At 47.0% G+C, this 21,631-nt stretch carries 17 protein-coding genes; 9 read left to right on the top strand and 8 right to left on the bottom strand.

The genetic code is table 11. The annotated features are described in order from the left end of the window. Positions 1-470 precede the first annotated feature (470 nt). Both QUB51_RS09455 and QUB51_RS09450 read left to right on the top strand, forming a co-directional pair. Positions 471-2,384 (top strand): heavy metal translocating P-type ATPase, encoded by a 1,914-nt coding sequence (locus QUB51_RS09455; RefSeq protein ID WP_333260734.1) that lies wholly within the window; start codon positions 471-473, stop codon positions 2,382-2,384. A 299-nt stretch (positions 2,385-2,683) separates the two neighbouring features. Further along, positions 2,684-4,738 carry an elongation factor G gene (locus tag QUB51_RS09450; protein WP_333207910.1) on the top strand — a complete coding sequence of 685 codons (2,055 nt, stop codon included), beginning with the start codon at positions 2,684-2,686 and terminating at the stop codon, positions 4,736-4,738. Between the two features lie 276 nt (positions 4,739-5,014). Here the strand turns inward: QUB51_RS09450 and QUB51_RS09445 are convergent, their stop codons facing one another. After that, positions 5,015-6,109, bottom strand: a complete 1,095-nt coding sequence (locus QUB51_RS09445; protein WP_333054279.1) for a Get3/ArsA fold putative tail anchor-mediating ATPase NosAFP — start codon at positions 6,107-6,109, stop codon at positions 5,015-5,017. 208 nt (positions 6,110-6,317) lie between these two features. Continuing rightward, positions 6,318-6,518, bottom strand: coding sequence for a cytochrome b6f subunit PetP (gene petP / locus QUB51_RS09440; RefSeq protein ID WP_333054278.1), 201 nt, complete (start codon positions 6,516-6,518; stop codon positions 6,318-6,320). A 99-nt stretch (positions 6,519-6,617) separates the two neighbouring features. Between petP and QUB51_RS09435 the strand changes: the two genes are divergently transcribed. From QUB51_RS09435 to QUB51_RS09425, 3 genes are all read left to right on the top strand, one after another. Then, complete coding sequence (locus QUB51_RS09435) at positions 6,618-6,938, top strand: hypothetical protein (protein WP_333054277.1); 321 nt, start codon at positions 6,618-6,620, stop codon at positions 6,936-6,938. Between the two features lie 248 nt (positions 6,939-7,186). Further along, positions 7,187-8,293, top strand: coding sequence for a FecR domain-containing protein (locus tag QUB51_RS09430; protein WP_333054276.1), 1,107 nt, complete (start codon positions 7,187-7,189; stop codon positions 8,291-8,293). Between the two features lie 512 nt (positions 8,294-8,805). Next, complete coding sequence (locus QUB51_RS09425) at positions 8,806-10,620, top strand: adenylate/guanylate cyclase domain-containing protein (protein WP_333054275.1); 1,815 nt, start codon at positions 8,806-8,808, stop codon at positions 10,618-10,620. Between the two features lie 227 nt (positions 10,621-10,847). Here the strand turns inward: QUB51_RS09425 and glsA are convergent, their stop codons facing one another. Together glsA and QUB51_RS09415 are read right to left on the bottom strand one after the other, a co-directional pair. After that, on the bottom strand, positions 10,848-11,774 hold the full coding sequence (glsA, locus tag QUB51_RS09420) for a glutaminase A (protein WP_333207905.1): 927 nt from the start codon (positions 11,772-11,774) through the stop codon (positions 10,848-10,850). A gap of 172 nt (positions 11,775-11,946) precedes the next feature. Continuing rightward, a complete protein-coding gene (locus QUB51_RS09415) occupies positions 11,947-13,143 on the bottom strand; it encodes a transposase (protein ID WP_333232944.1) in 1,197 nt (398 codons plus the stop codon). Between the two features lie 620 nt (positions 13,144-13,763). Here QUB51_RS09415 and QUB51_RS09410 point away from each other — a divergent pair. Continuing rightward, the gene (locus tag QUB51_RS09410; protein ID WP_333054272.1) at positions 13,764-14,108 is read left to right on the top strand and encodes a hypothetical protein; all 345 of its coding nucleotides are present in this window, start codon (positions 13,764-13,766) and stop codon (positions 14,106-14,108) included. Here the strand turns inward: QUB51_RS09410 and QUB51_RS09405 are convergent. Beyond that, positions 14,105-15,097: a YdcF family protein gene (locus QUB51_RS09405; protein ID WP_333054271.1), complete on the bottom strand. Its 993-nt coding sequence runs from the start codon at positions 15,095-15,097 to the stop codon at positions 14,105-14,107. The genes QUB51_RS09410 and QUB51_RS09405 overlap by 4 nt on opposite strands. Before the next feature lie 354 nt (positions 15,098-15,451). Continuing rightward, entirely contained in the window at positions 15,452-16,939 is a 1,488-nt protein-coding gene (pap, locus tag QUB51_RS09400; protein ID WP_333054270.1) for a polyphosphate:AMP phosphotransferase, read from the bottom strand. A gap of 749 nt (positions 16,940-17,688) precedes the next feature. Here pap and QUB51_RS09395 point away from each other — a divergent pair. Further along, the gene (locus QUB51_RS09395) at positions 17,689-18,648 is read left to right on the top strand and encodes a GNAT family N-acetyltransferase (protein WP_333054269.1); all 960 of its coding nucleotides are present in this window, start codon (positions 17,689-17,691) and stop codon (positions 18,646-18,648) included. 186 nt (positions 18,649-18,834) lie between these two features. Then, positions 18,835-19,995, top strand: a complete 1,161-nt coding sequence (locus QUB51_RS09390) for a flagellar assembly protein H (RefSeq protein ID WP_333207900.1) — start codon at positions 18,835-18,837, stop codon at positions 19,993-19,995. 71 nt (positions 19,996-20,066) lie between these two features. On the opposite strand, the gene QUB51_RS09385 is transcribed toward QUB51_RS09390, so the two are convergent. Together QUB51_RS09385 and QUB51_RS09380 are read right to left on the bottom strand one after the other, a co-directional pair. Then, positions 20,067-20,552 carry a hypothetical protein gene (locus tag QUB51_RS09385; protein ID WP_333260739.1) on the bottom strand — a complete coding sequence of 162 codons (486 nt, stop codon included), beginning with the start codon at positions 20,550-20,552 and terminating at the stop codon, positions 20,067-20,069. A gap of 2 nt (positions 20,553-20,554) precedes the next feature. Next, the gene (locus QUB51_RS09380) at positions 20,555-21,190 is read right to left on the bottom strand and encodes a calcium-binding protein (protein WP_333231620.1); all 636 of its coding nucleotides are present in this window, start codon (positions 21,188-21,190) and stop codon (positions 20,555-20,557) included. Between the two features lie 43 nt (positions 21,191-21,233). Between QUB51_RS09380 and QUB51_RS09375 the strand changes: the two genes are divergently transcribed. Continuing rightward, positions 21,234-21,631, top strand: a 398-nt coding sequence (locus QUB51_RS09375) for a hypothetical protein (RefSeq protein ID WP_333260742.1), incomplete at its 3' end; no start/stop codon positions are given.

The following is a 21,631-nucleotide window of genomic DNA, read 5'->3' as shown; positions in this document are numbered from 1 at the left end:
GACTAAAACATTAAATTCAATTCTCAGCCATCTTCAGTCCTCTTCCAGAGGACTTGCGCTATGAGACAGGGAATTCATTCCCTGTCGGACTGTCGGACTCAACTATTCTTATTGCATGGGATTTTGGGATTTTGATTGTATATTTGATTCTCGAATTCACCCAGAGTCCGCCGGGGATTGAAATCCCCGTCTCATAGCAGAAGTCGGTTAAAACCGACTGAAAGATTAAATTCAATTCTCAACTATCTTCAGTCCTCTTCCAGAGGACTTGCGCTATGAGACAGGGATTTCAATCCCTGTCGGACTGTCGAACTGTCGAACTGTCGGACTGTCGGAATGTCGGACTGTCGGACTCTGGTACTCAACGAGAGGCGAGTTGATCCTGGATTTATTTTGGTTTCACTCTTGACATTGACACTAATGTCAAGGTTTAAGCTACAGGAGTCATTCTACCAAATCAAGCTTTACAAATGACTTCTAATTCTTTGTCAATTTCTCGCATCTCCCAGTTAGCAGAAGAACATCCCGACGCTTTAACAGCCGCCCTGTGCGGAATTTTAGTAATCTTGGGTTCCCTAGCCCTGCAACTCGGCTGGCTGGGTGTAGCCGTGTTAATCTTACCCGCAGCTTATGTTATCGGCGGCTATTCCAGTACCCGCGAAGGCTTAACTACCCTTTTTCAAGAACGCGAATTAGATGTAGATTTGTTAATGATTGTCGCTGCTTTGGGCGCGGCAGGTTTGGGGCTGTGGCGGCAAGAATATCATTTAATTGTTGACGGTGCGGTGTTGATTTTAATCTTTGCAATTAGCGGCGCCCTTGAAGGTTATGCTATGCAGCGGACTGAACGCAGCATCCGCAGTTTGATGAGTTTGACGGCAGATACTGCTAGGGTGGTAATGTACGGCGTGGAACGCGAAGTTGCGATCGACAAATTGGAAATTGGCGATCGCATTTTAGTCAAGCCCGGAGAAATCATCCCCACAGATGCGATAATTATTGAAGGCCACAGTGCGATCGACCAAGCCTCAATTACCGGCGAATCGATGCCCGTGGAAAAAACCAGCGGCGATGAAGTCTATGCAGGTACAATCAACGGTGTCGGCGCGCTGAAACTCGAAGTGCATAAAACTCCAGAAAGCAGCTTGATTCAGCGAGTGATTCGGCTGGTTCAAGAAGCGCAAACAGCAGCGCCACCTTCTCAAATGTTTGTGGAAAAATTCGAGCGCGGTTATGCTAAATTAATTGTCGGTTTAGGCTTGCTGCTGGCAACTTTGCCGCCCTTTGTTTTGGGCTGGAATTGGGAAGAGACAATCTATCGGGCGCTGATTTTCCTAGTAGTCGCGTCCCCCTGCGCGCTGATGGCTTCGATTATGCCCGCGCTGCTTTCAGGAATTGCTAACGGGGCGAGACAGGGAATTTTGTTTAAAAGTGGCGCGCAATTAGAGATGATTGGTAAAGTCAGGGCGATCGCCTTTGACAAAACCGGAACACTCACCACGGGAAAACCCGAAGTTATCCAAATTGTACCAGCAGCCGGATATACTGAAACAGAAGTTCTGCAATTAGCTGCAGCCCTAGAAGCTCATTCCGAACACGCGATCGCCCATGCAATTGTCAGCGCCGCCCAGCAGCAACAGTTACAATTGTCAACCGCTACCGACGTACAAGCAAAAATCGGTCAAGGAATTATCGGCAAAGTCAACAATCAAATCATAGCCATTGGTAAAGCCGAATTTCTCGAAGCAACCTCCGAATTGACTCAAATCAGCCAGCAGTTACAAGCCGAAGGTAAAACAGTTGTTTGGGTGGCAAAAGGCGAGCAACTTTTAGGAATCATTGCAGTAGCAGATACCATCCGCCCCGAAGCAGCAGCAACAGTAAAACACTTGCAAAAATTAGGCGTAGAACATATAATTATGCTAAGCGGCGACAACGAGCAAACAGCTCAACACATCGCCCGCCAATTAGGCATCAAAGAAGTGTACGCCGAACTTTTGCCAGAAGACAAAGTGCAGGCAATAAAACAACTGCAAACCCAGTATCAAACTGTAGCAATGGTAGGAGACGGCATCAACGACGCCCCCGCCCTCGCTCAAGCTTCCGTGGGCATTGCGATGGGAATTTCCGGCAGCGACGTTGCTTTAGAAACTGCTGATATCGTATTAATGGCAGATAAATTAGAGCAACTAGCTAAAGCAATTAGTTTAGGCCGCCGCGCTCAAAAAATTGTCAAACAAAACATAGTTTTTGCACTCAGTTGCATTATACTGTTACTGGCTGCCAATTTTCTCGGAAACATCACCATGCCTTTAGGCGTAATCGGTCATGAAGGGTCTACAGTAATAGTCACATTAAGCGGTTTGCGACTGCTCAGAAATTAGACCAATCGAGACAGAGGAAGAGTGATATCAAACCCGCTCTTCATCGGAATTATTAGTCTCTCTCTTCTCTTCCTCTGCGTTCTCTGCGTTCTCTGCGGTTAAAAAATCCAAATATTAAGAAAAACTACAATTTGTGTTTGCGTCACTCAAAACACGCTACCGTCAAAAGTATAGAATCATACCAAAATCTAAAGTTGCTCGAAACTGCAATAAAAATTAACCTAGAAAAAGTCTAGAAAATGGTATAGAACTGATTGCACCAAGAGCAATAGAAAACAAGTTTTCTGTTGGAGGCTATTATGAACCACAAAGTCCTTGGGGCCACGCGAAACGTTGCAATTGTTGGCCCTTATTTAAGCGGTAAAACCGCACTGCTGGAAAGTTTGCTATCGGTGACAGGGACAATTACCCGCAAAGGAAATGTCAAAGATGGCAACACAATAGGTGATAGTTCGCCGGAAGCGCGCGATCGCAAAATGAGCGTAGAAGTAAACGCCGCCACCGCTGAATATCAAGGCGTCCGCTTCACATTTCTCGACTGTCCGGGCTCGGTAGAATTTGTCCAAGAAACTTACAATGCACTCATCGGTGTGGATGCGGCGATAATTGTTTGCGAACCCGTTGCCGATCGCACTTTAACCCTCGCACCCCTGTTTAAATTTCTCGACGATTGGGAAATTCCCCACCTAGTTTTCATCAACAAGATCGATCGAGCTTACACAGACGAAACTACTTGTGGCACCAACTTCACCGAGGTGATCGACGCGCTCAAATCCGTTTCCAGTAGACCGATCGTACCTCACCAATATCCGATCGGCAAAAACGAACAAATCATCGGTTTTATCGACTTAGTAACCGAACAAGCTTACCACTACCATCCGGGCGCCGCCGCAGATCCCGTCCCGCTTCCAGAACACCTCAAAGCACAAGAAAGCGCAGCGCGGCAGCAAATGCTCGAAGAATTGGCGAATTTTGACGACCATTTACTCGAAGAATTGCTCGAAGAAATCAATCCCGACGCCGAAGAAATTACCCGCGATTTAAAGATGGAATTAGGCGCAGATTTAATTGTGCCAGTATTCATCGGCATCGCCGAACAAGATTTCGGCGTGCGGCCTCTGCTGGAAGCTTTGCTGAGGGAAGCGCCGACACCGGAAACAACAGCCGATCGCCGCGGCATTATACAAAGTGAAAACAAAGTTCTCGCTCAAATCCTCAAAACCTATTACACGCCGCAGGGAGGCAAACTATCGTTAGTGAGAATGTGGCGGGGGACGCTGACAGATGGAGCAAATTTGAACGGCGTTCGAGTTAACGGTTTGTACCGCTTGACCGGCCAGCAAACGCAAAGTTTGCAGTCTGTCAGCGCCGGGGAAATTGTGGCTGTGGGAAGGCTAGAAGGCCTGAAAACAGGCGATGTGCTGGGTTCGGAGGAATTATTGCCAAAAGCCGAAATTATCTCCCCTGTCTACGCACTGGCGATCGTCCCAGAAAAGCGCAACGATGAAGTTAAGCTGAGCTCCGCTTTAGCTAAATTACTAGAAGAAGACCCATCTTTAGTCTGGGAACAGCACGGCGACACTCACGAAATTATACTTTGGGGTCAAGGCGAAATCCACCTGAAAGTAGCCCTAGACAGGTTGCGCCGTAAGTATAACTTGCCGATGGTAACTCACTTACCGCAAGTGCCGTACAAAGAAACCATCCGCAAACCAGCATCTTCCATCCACGGGCGCTACAAACACCAAAGCGGCGGGCACGGACAATTCGGCGACGTGTACCTCGACATTCAACCGCAGCCTCGCGGAGAAGGTTTCACCTTTAGCGACAAAATAGTCGGCGGAGTCGTCCCAAAACAGTACATTCCCGGCGTTGAAGTCGGAGTGCGCGAGTATTTGGATCGCGGCCCGCTGGGTTTCCCCGTGGTAGACGTAGCGGTGACGCTGACGAACGGTTCCTACCATACCGTTGACAGTTCCGAACAAGCTTTCAAGCAAGCAGCGCGTTTGGCGATGCAGGAGGGAATGGCCAAGTGCGAACCGGCCTTGCTGGAGCCGATTGCCAAAGTTGAAATTTGCGCTCCGAACGAGTGTACATCAAAGGTGTTGCAGTTGGTCAGCGGACACCGGGGCCAAATTCTCGGCTACGAAGGTAAAAAAGACTGGAAGGGATGGGATGCAGTTTCTGCTTATTTGCCGATCGCCGAAATGCAGAATTTGATCGTAGAATTGCGATCGCAGACAATGGGAGTAGGATTTTTTAATTGGGAGTTCGATCGACTGCAAGAAGTGCCGGAACCTTTAGCTAAGCGGGTTTTGCAAACGACTGGCGGCAATGGAAACGGTAAAAGTTAAGCTGTAGGGGCGGGTTTCACCAACCATATCGGGAAGAATTGAAAGGATAAATAAACCCGCCCCCGCCCCACGGTCAATCTGAATGTACATTTCGATTTATCGTGGGGAGAGGGCGGGTTTTCGAGATTGTTTGTTTGGGGCGATTATGGTTGGTGGAACCCGCCCCTACCACATCGCAAATTATACGATCGCGAATCAACGAGACATGATATTAGAAAACTCGATAATTCATCCGTGTATCCGTGTCAAAATCCGTGTCGTGCCTTCTTCCTTACCCTAAAAAGAAATAATCAAGTAACCATTCAGGAACTTAGCACCAGTAACAGACTTTCCAGTTAGCGCCGGAGGCAGCAAAATATTGCGCCGCTGATCGCCCGCTTCGATCGTCACTTCCGGCCCCGATTGAATCAATTTAATTTCTTTCTTGTCAAACCCAGGCAAAAACAAACTAACTTGACGCTGTGCAATGTTTATGTTAATCGGTTTAGGAGCTTTTGCGGCCTCCGAAAAATCTGGCAAAGCATCAATTAGCGACTGCCAATTATTGTCACTGTGCGCCGGAACCGAAACAGCCGTCAAAGGATCAAACTCGGCAGTAATAGCTTCTGTAACCGGTGCTTGATTAACAATGACACCGCCCACAGTCAAACTAACTTGTTGAGAACTTCCCCAAAGATAGCGGGCAGTTGCGATCGCGCTTGCATCCCCAGTCGTCACCAAAAAAGCCGCCGTGCGGTTCGGATCTGCCAGCGCTTCCTTACCCTTATCCAAAAGATTATCGACTTGCTTAGTAGATTGAAAAGCATTGTCTCCCGACATATCCACCGTCAACACGGTACTCACAACCGGTTGAATAAAAGGTGAAAGCGCTTTACCCAAATCCGAATCTACCAAAGCTTGACGGAACCTGCGGATGTACCAACTCAGAATTTCCGGCATTCCCAGCATCCGCAGCGTATCCATGCCACCATTGCCGTCATAAACAATTACATCGTATTGTTTGCTGTCGTCGTATTCCCGAAGTTCGTTCAACGCCAGCGCGCTGTCCATTCCCGGTAACACCCCTAATTCTTGACCGTAAATCTGCTTGAAAAACGGAGTGCGGACATATTGAGCTTCTAGTTGTTTAATTTCGTCCCACCTGCGTTCTAGCAGTGGCGCGCTTTGCACCTGAACTGCTTTGAGGTTGGGGGCGATTTCCTGGGGGTTGAGAGTCAGGGGAGTCCCTAGCAGAATACCCAATGCAGGGCCCGGATCTTGGCCGAGCAGCAGAACTCGCTTGCCTTGAGCCGCGTATTTTTTAGCTGTTGCGATCGCGATCGTACTGCGGCCAGTGCCGCCTTTGCCCAAAAATGTCAAAATCAAAGCCATTTTCTGTTCTCACTGCCAAAGCTTACTCTTTAACATTTAAGCGCAACCTTCAGCCAGAGTGGGGGAGGGGGAGAGTGAAGGAAGAGGAGAGTCGGCGAGTGGGAGAGTGGGAGAGGGGGAGAGTAGGAGACGAAAGGAAACACAGTTAAATTCAATCCGTGTATCCGTGTCCGAATCCGTGTCGTGCCCCCTCTTCCTTCTACATCTGTTAAACGGGTTCTAGCTCATCTTCAAAAAACCAAGTCGCAAAACCGTCAAACTTGACAACCACACCTACTCCGCTACCGTCAACCATTCTGAATCCGTCAACAGTGCCTACTGGATTCTCCTTTATCTTGCCCACCATATTTGCAGGTATCCGATCTCTGAGACGGCGCACCTTCACTCTCTGACCTACTTCTATTGCCACTGAAATTGTTCTCCTGCTCTATATAACCTATATACAACCGTTTATTTTACAGTTTGGCGTCTACTTCTCAACAGCAACGCCAGCAGGCGATCGCTCCCGATGATTTTCCATCGAAATTTCCACCAACTTTCCCTAAAAGACGGTATTCTAGTCGGAGTTGGTCGATCGTCTACCCTGATTCGCTTGGGTTTGCTTCATAATGTTCCACAGCGGCAAGCTCCACTGTCAGAGGCTGTTCACCACTTAGATAATTATTTTTTATCGCTTCGCAAAAACCATCTTTTTATTAATTGCCACAACTACAGAATTTATCCCCAATTAGTCATCCTTCCGGCAGAAGCCAAAAGGCATTCACAAGCAGTAATTAATTTTATCTTTGCTATATATAAATCTCCCCTCTCTCACGTTGAAAACGGCTAAAGTAGATGCTGCCAAGCACTTTGACTAGGGTTTGCTAATTTTCCCTAAGCTCATATTTTAGTAAAGTGCCATGTTGTAACAGTTTACTAAAATATGAACATAAAAAAAGTTTTAATGCTAAACTTTCAGGCTGATAAAGTTTATTTTTACTGCTGTGTTACGGCATAAAAAATGGAACGATTTCCGGATGTATGCCGTCTGATAGAGGAAAGGAAGTCGAGGAACTTCAATATGACAAAATTGAAATTATGAATAAAATGTTTACGTGTGGGCGATCGACCAAAATTCCGCTCCTAAGTTTGTCCTTGGCTGTGCTGGCGAGTCTGTCGCCCTTTCGCGGGACGATCGCCAGTCCGCCCTCTCCATCCCCCAAACAGCCCTCGAACCCTACTAAAATTGTCTCAGTCGATCGACCGCCAGCATTGCCAACCGCCTCAAAATCTCCAACAAATCCGGCAACCGTGGCGGCGAATCCATCCCCAGCAGACACGATAAACGCCCAGGGAACAGCGGCCGCGCGATCGCTCGAAATAGAAGAAATCCGCGGTACAGTAAGCTTTAAAGGCCGGCCAGCGGTCGTGGGCGATCGGCTACTCGCCCCCGGAGACGAAATCATCACCGGCCCCAATTCCACAGCCCGTTTAGGCATCGACAACAACATCGGCACCGTGGAAGTTGCCGAAAAAACCACACTCAGAATATCCGATTTGTCAAGCCGTGCAGGCGGCGAAAAAAGCACAGCCATTTTTGTCAGCAGGGGGCGAGTCAGGTTGTCGATCGGCAAAACTGCTGCTGCAACTCCCGCAGCCACCACCTCAACAATTATCCCGCCGAACCAAATAGCCGCCCTCAATACCTTCAGCGGACTCGGCAAATCCAGTCAAATTGCCCAACAAACCCGTTCTGCCAGAACCGCCCCAATCAGGGTTGAAACCCCAGAAGGCGTTGCCGGAGTCCGCGGCACATCCTTTGGCGTCAGCGTCGGCGGTGGCAAAACCGCAGTCGAAACTATTGAAGGTGCCGTCGTAGTATCCGGCAGCGCCGACTCGGAAGTAATTGTCAACAGTGGCAACTCCACGACAATTTTCCCTCAAACCTCCCCCGTGGCGCCCTCAGCCAGCCCTCGCCTAGCTAAACTCAAAGTCCGCAGTTTATTGAGAGTCAGCGGCAATATCTATCGCCTCAGCGGTCAAATTAACCCGATCGACACAGTTTATGTCAACAACGAAGAAATTAAGATCGATCGAAAAGGCAACTTCAAGATCCAAGGAATTTTACCTCCAAGCCGCCGCCTCGAAATCGTAGTGCGAGGCCCGTCAGTCACAGAAAGGCATTACAGCTTCGCAGTTCGCTAAACAACCTATCGTCGCGAGTAATCTACGCGGGCCGTCTCTGAGGACTTGAATTATATCTAAGATGTTGCACCATTCTCAATAAGCCCTAGGGGCGGGTTCGCCAACAGCCTTAAAGCTTGCAAATAGGTTCTATAAACCCGCCCGACCCCACGAAAAAGCCTGTTCTTGACAATGGTGCAAGATGTGAGTTAGATCCTAAGTCGTATCAGGGTTGATTATTTTGTGTAGGTGCGAAGCATTTTGCCATGAATCTCGGTAGTCAAAATAAAGATATTTTGCCCCCACCCTTCGCCCTTACGTTATTGTAAAACTTCATGACAATTCCCGCATCCAGGATACCCGCCACGTGATTCATCCGTCCAAAAATAAAAAACCTGTATCCGATAAAGGAGCCCCCGAATTTATCTCGCGCAAGTCAATCTAAAATCTAAAATCTAAAATCTAAAATCGATTGACTCCCACTCCTCTCGAAATTGTGACTCGAATGTCAATGATTGCGTCAAATTAATTGCATGAAGTTCAAAAAATGGATCGATCATCTCAAACAAAATAAACTGCTCGGCCTGCAGCAACATATAACCACAAATCCTCCCTGGATCACAGGGGGATTAGTAGGTATACTGTCTGTAGCCATGCTGCAAGTGGGAATGTGGAAACCCCTTGAATATTTGGGGTACAAAACCCTATTTCAAATTCGAGAATCGGGAATTTTGCCAAATCCCGGATGGGATCAGAGAATTGCGGTAATTGCGATCGAACGGCATTCCTTGCAAGAATACGGTCAATTTCCTTGGCCTCGCAACCGCTACGCCCAACTGCTAGAAGCACTGAAAAAATCTCCCCCCACAGCCGTTGGTTTTGACATTCTTTTCCTCGATCCAAGTCCGAAAGATGATATTTTAGCCGCTGCAATCGCCACCAACGGCAAAGTTGTACTCGCTAAAACCACCAAAGAAGAACCCGTAGCATCTTTAAAAGCAGCCGCCGCAGGTGTCGGCCACATCGGCCAGGAACCCGATAGCGACGGTATTAGCCGCGAGTCAAAAATCTTTCTCAACGGGATTCCTAATTTCGGTTTAGCAATGACTCACAGGTACAATGCTGCTAATCCCCAAGATCCAGTATTGCTCCCACAGTCCAAAAATAAGCAGCCAAAAAAAGTCTGGGTTAACTGGCCGGGGCAAACAGAAAATCTACCTACCTATGCTTTTGTTGATGTCGTAGAAGGTAGAATTCCAGCAGATTCTCTGACTAATAAGTTAGTTTTAGTGGGCATAGTTGCTACCGGTTTCGATCCGATATCTTCACCTCTCAACAAGACTACGGCTGGGGTTTATTTATATGCAGCGTTGATTGACAATTTGCTCAATCAACGCTTGCTCCAGCGGCTGCCGGTACTCGTAGAAATTTTGTTATTGTTGGGTATTGGCCCGCTTACCGCTTTGGTTCTGGGCAACCGAGGTGTTAAAGAGAGAATTGCGATCGCTCTCGGTTTGCCTATAATTTGGATTGGGGCTGCCGCTTTGTTATTTGGCTTCTTTTTTTGGTGGGTTCCGATTGCCGCACCTATCGGCACTCTCATTTTATCTAGCACTGCTTTGCAACTTCGGGAACAGTACGAAAAGCAGCAGTTGATGAGGTTATTTGAAAAGCACGTCGATCCAGAGACTGCTCAGCTTATTTGGCAACGCAAAGCTGAGATATTTGAACAGGGAGAACTCGAACCTCAAGAACTTACAGCAACGGTGCTGTTTATGGATATTCGTAGTTTTACTTCAATTTCAGAAAAAATGCCACCGCGGGATTTGCTCACCTGGCTGAACAATTATTTGGAAGCGATGACTAACTGTATTATGGATCACGGTGGCGTTGTAGATAAATACATCGGTGATGCAATTATGGCAGTTTTTGGAGTGCCTTTTTGCCATAGCGAATATGCAGAAATTCAACAAGATGCTTTGAATGCAGTTGCGGCTTGTATTGCGATGCACGAACGGCTGCACCAACTGAATCAGCAGCTTAGAAGTGAACGCAAACCTTTAATTAAGTTTGGCATCGGTTTGCATACCGGACAGTTAGTTGCTGGTAGCGTGGGCGGTTCCCGGCGTTTGAATTATTCTGTGATCGGCGATGCTGTCAACATTGCTGCTAGATTGGAGGCGATGAATAAGGAAATTGTTTCTGACAGTCCTTTTAATTTGTTGGTGACGGCGAGGACTTTTGCTTATGTGCGCGATCGCTACGAAGGCAAAAAAGTAGGATCGATTCAATTGCGCGGCAAAAAAGAAGAGACTGTGGTTTATGCTATTTTGGGCGAAAAACATTAGTCAGTTGTCAGTTGTCAGTTGTCAGTTGTCAGTTGTCAGTTGGGAAAATTACCTTTTTCCCAATTCCCCATTAGACATTCCCAATTCCCAATTCCCCGTTCCTAATGACTGCGGACTAAGCTGTCGCGCATTTAATTGGGATAGTTATGTTAGTAAAAATCTTGTGGGGTGGGCATCTTGCCTGCCCTAAAAGTGAAAATTAAATGTAGTATAGCTTACTGACCAATCTAATCAAATACGCTTAGCCGCAAAGTTTTAGCTATTTTTTCTAACAGAAATAAGCCACCGATAGAATTTCCGTCTTTATCCAGGGGCGGACTGTAAAAGCCGATCGCCCCCTGGCCCGGAATTACCGACACCAAAGCCCCGCTAACTCCCGACTTGGCCGGCAACCCCACCCGCAGCGCAAAACGGCCCGATGCTTCATACAAACCGCAAGTTGCCATCAGCGCTTTGACACTACGGCAGTTTTCCCCCATTGCTCGATCGCCGCTATTTACCAAAACCATCCCCAGCTTAGCTAAATCCTCCACATTTCCCGACAAACAGCAGATGCGATTGTAGGTTTCTAAAGCAATTTCGGGATTTTGAATGTAACCCGATTCTACCATTTTCAAGGCGAGATTCCAATTGTTTTGATTCGGATTTTTCTTCACTGAATCGAGCATTAACTCGTCAACAAATAACTGACTGTTTGCCTGTTGATTCAGCCAAGTTCGCAAGTTTTGACAGCGGGACACAGCATTTTGACCGGGAATCAAAGACGCTAGGGCGATCGCCCCGCTATTAATCATCGGGTTTCTCGGCTTCCCTTGGTCTATTTCGAGTTGAGTTAAAGAATTGAAAGGCAGTTCCGAAGGCTCACACCCAACGCAGTCAAAAACCGTTTTTTCGCCCAATTCGCACAGCAAATAAAGCAGCACAAAAGGCTTGACTACACTCATCAGCGGGAATGTGTGAGCAATGCTACCCCAGCTCACAATTTGCGCGTCAATTGCCCGAATTTGCACGGCAAACCCTTGTCTGTCGGCTTGCGCTATGAGAGGTATGTACGCAGGGATTTGACCCGATTTACTGCGATTAATTGCCTCTTTTGCCCAAACTGCCAGTTGTTCCGGTTCCAAGGAAGATAGTTGGCTGGTGGATATTTTCACTCTCGATTATTTCGATCATTTTAAATTTTAGATTGCCATTCCTGGCGCGATATTGAGCCAGAAACCCCGTTTATTAACCGAATTGCGTCACTTGGGGCCGCTCCGGGAAGAAACTGGGTTTCTTCGGGGATCTCAACCAAGCTCGAACTTCAGGCTAGTCAACTACCCAGCATCAAGCGGAGTACCGCCGGAGATGTGGGCTTGTATCTGAACTCCACCGCAATTCCGAGAACCTTTGCAGAATCTCAGCTTTAGTTTCACCGCCCGACACATTAGGGGATGCTGACAAGCTCCCCGTACTCGTCCAGTCCTGCCGAACGAGCAACGTTCTCATGGCAATATTTCGCGCACCCACCAAATCAGCATGAAGCTCATGCCCGCAACACTCGCAACGAAACAATAGTCCTTTTTTAGGTCTATTGCCGGCCGAAGTGTGTCCACATTTTGGACAGCTTTGCGAGGTATAATTAGCTGGAACTTTAGTAGCTAAAGAGCCGTTCAAATTAGCTTTGTAGTCAATATAGCCGTGCAGTTCGGCAAACGACCATTTAGCTTTGTTTCGATTAGCTTTTCGCTGTTTTTTGCTAACCTTTTTACCAGACTTGGACTTGGTTCTATCCCGAATTCCGGTTAGGTTTTCCAGTCCAATTAAAGTATTAGGCTTTGCAATATCCTTGCTGATTTGGTGGTTCACGTCAGCGATAAACCGTCTTTCTCTTCCCGACAAAGCAATTAGTCTGCGCTTTGCCGAACGAGTGTCTTTACGCTGAAGAGTTTGTCTAGCTTTATGATAGCGGTTGGCTTTATGTCTAGCTTCTGAACCTGAGTAGAAATTAGACTTGTTTTGTAAGTCTGTTTCTACGGCTAAGTAGCGCATCCCCACGTCAACGCCAGAAACTCTAGTTATTTTCAGTGGGTCGAGTTCAGGGGTTTCTACCTCAATACTTACCATCAAATAGTAAACCTTAGAGGAACGCTGATAGACAATTTTAGCTGCTCCAACTTTGGAACCATTCGCAATGAAATCCAGATGCTTGTTGTAGCCATCATACGAGACTACTATTCGACCAGTCAGGGTAATAATACTCACCTTCTGCTCGGATTTAAACGAGTAGTCACGCTGATAATTCAAGGTACAGGTTCGAGAGATATACTTAGGGGGTTGGTCTAGTCCTTTGTACCGTTTCTTGGTGTACCCTTTAGCGATAGCATCGTTAGATTGTTTTACCTTAGTCCAGAGAGTTTTATACGTTGCCGAAACTTGTCTCGGTACATTGCAAGCCATCTGAGCGCCAAGTCCAAATCGAACTCGCAATTCATTGTAGACAGCCTTTTGTAACGAGAGCACCATTGCTGGTTTTGTTCGCATCAAAAGCAACTTGTGAAGTATGATTCAAGGCATCGCGATAAGCCAAGGTAGTCTGAGATACCAAAGCTTTTTGCTCGGCATTCAGGTTTAGTTTTAGCTTGGCGGTGATTATTTGAGGCATTACTTTCACGAACTATGACAAAATTCAATCTCGTGAACATACAAAAAGCAAGTGGTGTAGCAAAATAATTTGTTCGCTCATCGACCGCCCCTCGCCTTCCAACACCTAAAGTCGTTGGTTTAGTTCGGGGCGGTTCTCTTCACTCACGCAAATTCCTCCCGACGCTCACCTGGGTACAGGTAGAGCGCGGGACTCCTTTTGATTTAGTTGACGTTTCTGTCCGCCGGGAGCAAATAAATTTTTCATAAAAAACCTGTACTTTGCATAAAAATCTCCCTTTCACCCGGATATATAAGTAGCAGCTTCAAGGCAAGGCTGCTATCTAAAACAAACCAGCACTAGCTGGAAATGCCTTCAGATTCTTATGTTTAAGCCCCAGCAAGGGGCGGGGTGCATATTTAACTTAATTCTTTCAGAGTTCGCGAAATCCTGTCCGGAAAACCCCCGAACCTTTAAGAATGTACTATCCAACCGGATTCACCAAAACCAGGATAAAAAAATGGCAGACGAACCGAAAGCTGAAGCACCAAAGCCCGCTCCCATGATTTTTAAGGGTGTGTGCAAGGAGGGAGTTCTCAAAGGCAAAGAAATTGAAGGCAAACTAGATATCAAAGTCAACGTCGAATCTGTAACAACCCCAGAAGCACCGCCCAAAAAATCCGAGTGGGAGCCAGTTATCTTTTGGGTATTGTTTGCATTCATGGCAAACTTGATTGTCGGCGATCCCGCCGGAATGAGAAAAAAATACAGCTCCCCACAAAGGTCTCATTCTCATCAGATGTTAAACCAATCTGGGGAGCAGTCGCTGTTGCCTAAGAAAAACACCAGCAACTTGCCACTTTAGGCCCTGGGAGCCTGCCAGCCACGCAAATAGTAATAGAAAGACCCGAAATATTCATCGAATACTCGTGTCGTAGTTACCAAAGCTTCTGCACTAGGCAGAAAATCTCCCGCGTCTAAGCGGAGTCTGGATTTCCCTCCTGCCGTGGGTTGAAAAGTGTAGAAGTCGGTAGCCCTAGGAATCACCTGGATTCCCATATTCGCAAAAGCGAGGCTGGCACGGCGCATCTGAATCGCAGATGTTACCAGGATTACTTTGCGCGGGGCGCCACGGCTGTCGAGTATCTTTCTCACTTCTTCGGCGCTGGTGCGTATGTTGCTGCCGTTATCGTCGAGAACGATACTGCTGCGCGGCACGCCCATGTTGTTTGCCAGCAAAGTCTCGATATCCTTCGCTTCCCCAACATAACCCTCCAACTCTGGTCTGGGGCCAGCGGTAACGATGACCATCGGTGCCACTTTTTGGCGGTACAAAACGGCAGCATAGGGCAGGCGATTACCTGTATCTGTCAGTTGAATCGCTACTCGGTTGGGGATGTGAGGCTGAGTGGTTCCCTTGCCTAGGAGAACTATCGCCGCTGCAGTTTCATCGCAGCAAGCTGTGCGGACGGCAGCAGCGGCGTCCCGTTCTGCTTGGTCGGCGAACCAGTAAGCGACAACTGGCATACTCGAAAGGATCAAAACTAGCAGGGCTGCCAGGATCATTCTCGGCGCCGGGTTGCGGATGCCCCCGTTCGTGATCAGCGCCGACGCAATCACCAGCAGAGTGATGGAAAAACCCAACGGCTTAAAGAAGAAGGCTATGAGCCCGAAAATCGCTGCTCCGACTGGTGTGTCTGGCGCAAAAAAAGCCAGGAACAAAAGGCTGATCAGCAGCAAAACGCGCAGTCGGTCTAATAACGGATTGTCTTTACCTCCTGATTGATCCCACCACGATTTGATCAGTGAGAACAGGAGGAATAGAAATAGAATGCGAGCTAACAGTTCTGGCATCTTGCAATATTCTGTGTCTTCATAAATTAGTACGGAAGTGTGGAAACGAGCGCAAATTTAGCTGCGGGAGGAAATACGGGCATCGGTGGGTTTTTAACTTTCGCGAATAACGCAGTCCGATCGCATTTATCCTGATGCTCGATTCCGGTCAGCTATCAACTATTGGTTGCAGGGTGTAAGCCCGCTACTTCCAGTCACAGATTGCTGACAGTTAATTGGTAATTGATAACTGGTAATGGTTGATTGGTAATTGGTAATGGATCGAACACGCCCCAGGTGGAATTGACAATTCAAGCCTGCTTTGTTCTGCCTACTTTTTTCCCCATTACCTGTTACCGATTCACCAATCCCAATTTATCGGCGCTTCAGTTGATTCCGAATTGCCTGCGTTACCGTTTGAATTACTTTAACACGAGCATAATACTTGTTATTGGCCGCAATTAGCGTCCAGGGAGCAGCCGGCGTGCTGGTGCGCTGAATCATTTGATTCACCGCTACTTCATAATAATTCCACTTTTCCCGATTCCGCCAATCTTCTTCGGTGAGTTTGTATTGTTTAAATGGATTGTTTTGCCGCTCTGTAAACCGCTTTAGTTGCTCGTCAGGACTGATGTGCAGCCAGAATTTAACTAAGACACAACCGAAACTGGTGAGTTGCTCCTCAAATTCGTTGATTTCCTGATAAGCTCTGCGCCATTCGGGTTCGGTGGCAAATCCTTCGACTCGCTCGACCAGCACTCTACCATACCAACTACGATCGCAAATGCCGATCTTACCAGCCGTTGGCAGCCGCTGCCAGAACCGCCAGAGGTAGTGATGCGCTTTTTCTTCGTCTGTCGGCACCCCAAAGGCATTAGCGATGTAACTGCGGGGGTCTAGGATGTCCGTCAAGCGTTTGATGGCTCCTCCTTTGCCGGCGGCGTCCCAACCTTCAAACAACACTAATACGGGGATTTCCTCTTCGTAGATGCTTTGTTGCAGTTTGCCAAAACGGGTTTGTTCCTCGCGCAGTTGCTGTTTGTATTCGTCGGGCGACAGCGATTGAGTTAAATCTACTTGGGCCAGCAAGTCGGGTTCGGTGGGTTGCAAGCTTTCTTGAGGTGGCAATTTCACGGGTGCAGATTGCATCGGCAGTCTGTCCAATGCTTCTGTAATTGTCGCTGCCATTTGCGTTAAAACTTTGACTCTCGCCCACCGTTGACAATCGCCTTCTACTAGCGTCCAAGGTGAGGGGCCCGTGCCGGTTTGGGCTACCATTTCTTCGGCAAAAGTTGTGTATTCTTCGTATTTTTTGGCTTGTTTCCAATCTTCGGGTCGCACTCGCCAAGCTTGTAATGCGTCATCTTCTAGTTTTTTGAGCCGATGCTTGAGTTCTTTTTTGCTCAGGTGAATCCAAAATTTGGCAATTGCGGCGCCGTCATCAACCATCTGCCGCTCGAAGGCGTTGATTTGCCTGATGGCTGTCGGTACTTCTGCGTCGGAGACTCGATCGAACAACCGGTCTTCTAAAACATGAGTGTACCAACTGTGGTAGAAAAAACCAATTTTGCCGCGGGCAGGAAGTTTCTGCCAAAACCGCCATAGGAAAGGATAGCCCCTTTCTGCATCTGACGGCGGCCAAATCGGGTGGACGGCAAACCCGCGCGGGTCCATGTACCCCACCATTTTTTTGACCAGCGCGCCTTTACCGGCGGCGGCCCAACCTTCGAGGACGATGATTGCGGGCAATTTTTTTTCTCTGCAGGCCAGTTGGAGCGATCGCAACTGCTGCATTAAAATTTCTATCTTGGCATCATAGGTTTCTTTATCCAGGGAAATATCTAAATCGAGGTTGTCGAGCATATTTACCTCCTATTAATCTGTAAAAAACAGTTTAACGTTAGTTTAACGTTTGGATAAAATTAAATCCTCAATTCAGGGGAAAACGTTATAAAAATTACAGTTACGGCTGGTTAAAAGCCGATCGCTCCTGCAATCAAATGCCAGCCTCGTTAATACTAGCAAGATTCCCTCGATTTCCAACTTGCAAAAAAAAACAGCTCAGGTTATAGTTGAAATAGGGAACTTTTAAATAAGTTCAACTTCTCCCCTCCCCCGATCGGGCGACGTAACAGGAGGAGCCCAAAATCCCTGAAAAAGGATTTATTGTAAAACAGAGCAAAAGTAAAAATCAACGACCCAGTGGGGGTGACAACTTCTTTACTTAGCTGTAGAAACTTTATTCAAACAATAGTAGTTACTTAAGCACCAAGCTTGGTAACGAAAGAGAGCGCGACTCATCGACATCCGACCATAAACTCACATACAAAACTAGCCCAAAAAGGCAAACCAATTTTTATGATTGCGCTATAAGATAAAACCTGAAAGCCTGGGTGATATAAACAGGTTTCTGAGTTTTATCGACACCATTCTCAAATACTAAAAACAGTTGAGTTGCGGGTTCGCGAACCCGCCCCACAAGAACATTTATTTCTTGTGGAACAGGCCGGAGTGCCTGTTACTGACATTTGTCCAAAATGTCGGAATTACTGTACTTGTTTGCCAATACCAACTAAGAGGAACAGTCCGAAATTACGGATTGCAAGTTTTTTATGAATATCCTGACAACACGCTCCTACAAGGACGAAACTGACTGGTGCGCGATCGCAAATTTGATCGATGCTTGCGAAGCAGTGGATAGACTCGGCGAAGAAGTCTCTGCAACTGAACTCAAGCTAATACTTGATGCCCCCAAACTCGACCAAGCCCGTGACGTGCAGTTGTGGGAAGATGGTAATTACAAACTGATCGGTTTGTCACTCCTAGATATGCCCGATTCCCCGAATGAAATAGACGCTTCTCTCTGGTTTTACGTGCATCCAAATGTCCGTAGCGAAGGTTTAGAAAAAGACATAATTAAGTGGGGAGAAAAGCGGCTGGGCGAAGTAGGAAAAGAACGCAATTTGCCGGCAAAATTGCGTACCTACAGCCGGGAGGACAAAACCGATGAGATGCGGCTATTAGAGAAACAGGGCTTTGAGGTCGATCGCTATTTTTGGACAATGGCCCGATCCCTCGCCGAACCCATACCCACACCCGAATTTCCCGCAGATTTTGCACTGACACACGTATCAGGAGAACAAGACATCCAACCTTGGGTAGAGATGTTCAACCAATCATTTATCGATCACTGGAATCACCACGATTTAAGTGCGGAAACCGTGCGTTATTGGATGCAAGACGCCAATTATCAGCCGGAATTAGACTTGATTGCTGTTTCGGGCGAGCGCAAATTTGCAGCTTTCTGCGACTGTCAAATCAAACCCCAAAAAAACCCCCGCAGCGGCACAAAAGACGGTTGGATTGAATTGTTGGGTACGCGGCGCGAGTTTCGGAAAATGGGTTTAGGAAAAGCGATGCTGTTAGCTGGTTTGCATAAGTTGAAAGCAGCGGGTGCAAACACAGCTAAACTCAGCGTCGATGCTGACAGTTTGACAGGGGCGACAAAGCTTTACAAATCAGTCGGTTTCCGCCCGATGGAAACTTGGATAGAGTGGGCTAAGACAGTGTAAATTCGTTAGGGTGGTCAGAAACCGGGTTTTTGCGAAAATACTGCGTTAGAGCCTGTAGATTCGGTAAAAAACCCGGTTTCTTGGGTTTTGATGCGATCGCCCTTTTGGATCGAATGGGCGATCGTACTTTTATTATGTCGCGCACATTATGCTAGGATTAACTGATCAAAAATCATCCTAATTTCTATGACGCGATTCATTCACGATCGCTTTGCTAAAGAATACCTAGAAGAACTGCTTTCACCCATCGGAACAGTTAAGGTAGGTCGCGATGTGACTTCGGAAGTCCGAGAAATCGATGTTTATTTCACTCCAGGTACCGCAATTCCCGAATACTCATCAAGCCTGGGATTGTTGGGAAAAATGGCTGACACAACTGCAATTTTTGAACCGTTTCGCAATCCGGTAACTGTCAGCGAAGTCTTGAGCTGCATGAGTAAGTTATGGGATTTGCGAGGTGAATTGGAGCGGCAGGCGAGAAGAGAAAATACTCGCTATGATGAGGATCTGTTGCCCCGAATGTGGATTTTGACACCCACAGCATCGAAAGCGCTGGTGGAGGGTTTTGGTGGGATACCAAACCCTGAGAATTGGATCGAGGGAATCTATTTTTTCCCGGAGCACTGGCGAGCAGCAATTGTGGCGATTCACCAGTTGCCAGAAATCCCAGAAACCCTGTGGTTGAGGATTTTGGGGAAAGGGAAAGTACAGCAAAGGGCGATCGGGCAATTGAGTGCTTTAGCAACGGACGATCCGTTACGGATTATTGCGCTAGAATTATTGTATCGTCTACAGTCACATTTAGTAGTCGAAACCCAACAGGAACCTGAGCCAGAAGAGCGGGAGTTAATTATGGCGATTGCACCACTTTTTCAACAACAAATACAAGCAGCACAGCAACAAGCTAGAGAAGAAGGACTAGAACGAGGACTAGAACGAGGACTAGAACGAGGACTAGAACGAGGACTAGAACAAGGACTAGAACGAGGCAGACAAGAACAGCAACGCTTAATCTTAGAAAATTTTCTGCGAGTTAGATTTGGAGAATTAAGTCAGAGAATGACAGTGTTTTTATCTCCAATATCCAAGTTGCCTGCTGCGGAATTTACAGTGTTGTTGCTGGCAATATCGATGCTAACAGTTGATGAAGAAGGGCGGGAACAAGCTGTAAGATTATTGGCAGAAAATGTCTTGAGAATGTACCAAAATGAATTGGATGATATTCTGCCTACAGCCATTACCAATTTACTAGCATTGCCTGTGGCAGAATTGACATTGTTGGTAGAACAACTGCCGCAGTTATCGGCTGATGGAGTGAGGGAAAGGTTCGGGAAAATTCCTGAATAAACCTGTTGGAGTAGCTATAGAGTGCGATCGCCCTTTTGGATCGAATGGGCGATCGTACTTTTCTTGATTTCCTAAATCAACCGGAAATTAGCCGATGTAATCGCATTGGCACTCACTCCAATCATCACACCTAACTCCTCTCCTGTCAAGACATTTTTGATGAGAGTTCCCTGAGTATTTTGAGTGATTGCTAACTGACCAAAACTCAAACCTCCGCTTAATCCAATCAAGTCTTGACCCAGGGTAAAATCAGCGATGATATCAAATCCTTGACCAGTTGTTAAGGCAAAGATATCGTTGCCGCTACCGCCAATCAAACTATCATTGCCCATGCCTCCATCAAGCAAATCGGAGCCTTTGCCCCCAGTGAGAGTATCGTTATCGGCGCCTCCGTAAAGAGTATCATTTCCTTCACATCCTCCCAGGATATCTGCTGCTTCGTCACCGTTGATTAAATCATTACCTTCACCGCCGCAGCTCGGCTCAGAAACTAACAGCCAAACAGGGAGGCGAAAGCCTCCCTGTGATGAATTAGCGTATAGTGTCTTCGCCAGCAATCTTACAAGAAAGAGCTACTATTAAGAGCCGTTGGATTCAGATTATAAAGCACTCCCAAGTAGTTATTACCCGATTTAATCAGCGTTGATGCTACAGCATTTGTACCATCTAAGATGACATTAACTGACTCAAAAGTTAGTTGACTGAAAGTGGCACCAATCAACTTGATTTTATCGTCCGAAGTGAAGTCAGTAATCACATCAGCTTGAGAAGGGTTAGTAGCAGTATGTTGTAATACAAAGGTATCCTTTCCTGCACCACCGGTTAGTACATCGAAACCTCGATCGCCCCACAATGCATCATCCCCATTTCCACCAATCAAGACATCATTGTCCTTACCACCGCGTAAGAGATCATTACCCTCGCCACCAGTGAGAGTATCATTGCCATTATTTGCACTCAAGAAGTCATTCCCATTACCACCAGACAATTGATCAGATTTTTTCCCCCCAAACAAGTTATCGTTACCATTACCGCCATCAATGGTATCAGCGCCTTCGTTACCATAGATGGTGTCATTATCGCCACTTCCCGTCAAGTTATCATTACCTGATAACCCGAATATAGGTTGACCAAAGGCTGATTGTGGGATACTGGTGTCATCATTATCAGTCAGTAGATATTGGTTATCTACCACTTGATTTTGTGGGAAATTAGTTGGTTCGCCGCGATCAATATTATTGAATGGTGGTGTGTTAATTACGATCGCCGTGGGTGTCGGTGTTGGTGTTACTGATGGTGTTGGTGTTGGTGTTACTGATGGTGTTGGTGTTGGTGTTACTGATGGTGTTGGTGTTGGTGTTACTGATGGTATTACCGTTGGTGCTGGTATTACCCTTGGTGTTCCCGATGAAGTCGGTGTTGCCGATGAAGTCGGTGTTGCCGATGAAGTCGGTGTTGCCGATGAAGTCGGTGTTGCCGATGAAGTCGGTGTTACCGTTGGTGCGGGTGTATTGACATTAACTTGGAAGACATCACTGATTGAGGCTTTCCCATCAGACGCACTGACTTTTACCTTCAAATTCCCCAGATCCGCCGTTGCAGGTGTGCCACCAAAGATGCCTGTTGCGGGGTCAAA

Origin of the sequence: Microcoleus sp. AT8-A3, from assembly GCF_036705675.1 — a bacterium.
GTDB lineage: Bacteria > Cyanobacteriota > Cyanobacteriia > Cyanobacteriales > Microcoleaceae > Microcoleus.
This window is presented reverse-complemented; position numbering and strand designations above follow the sequence as displayed.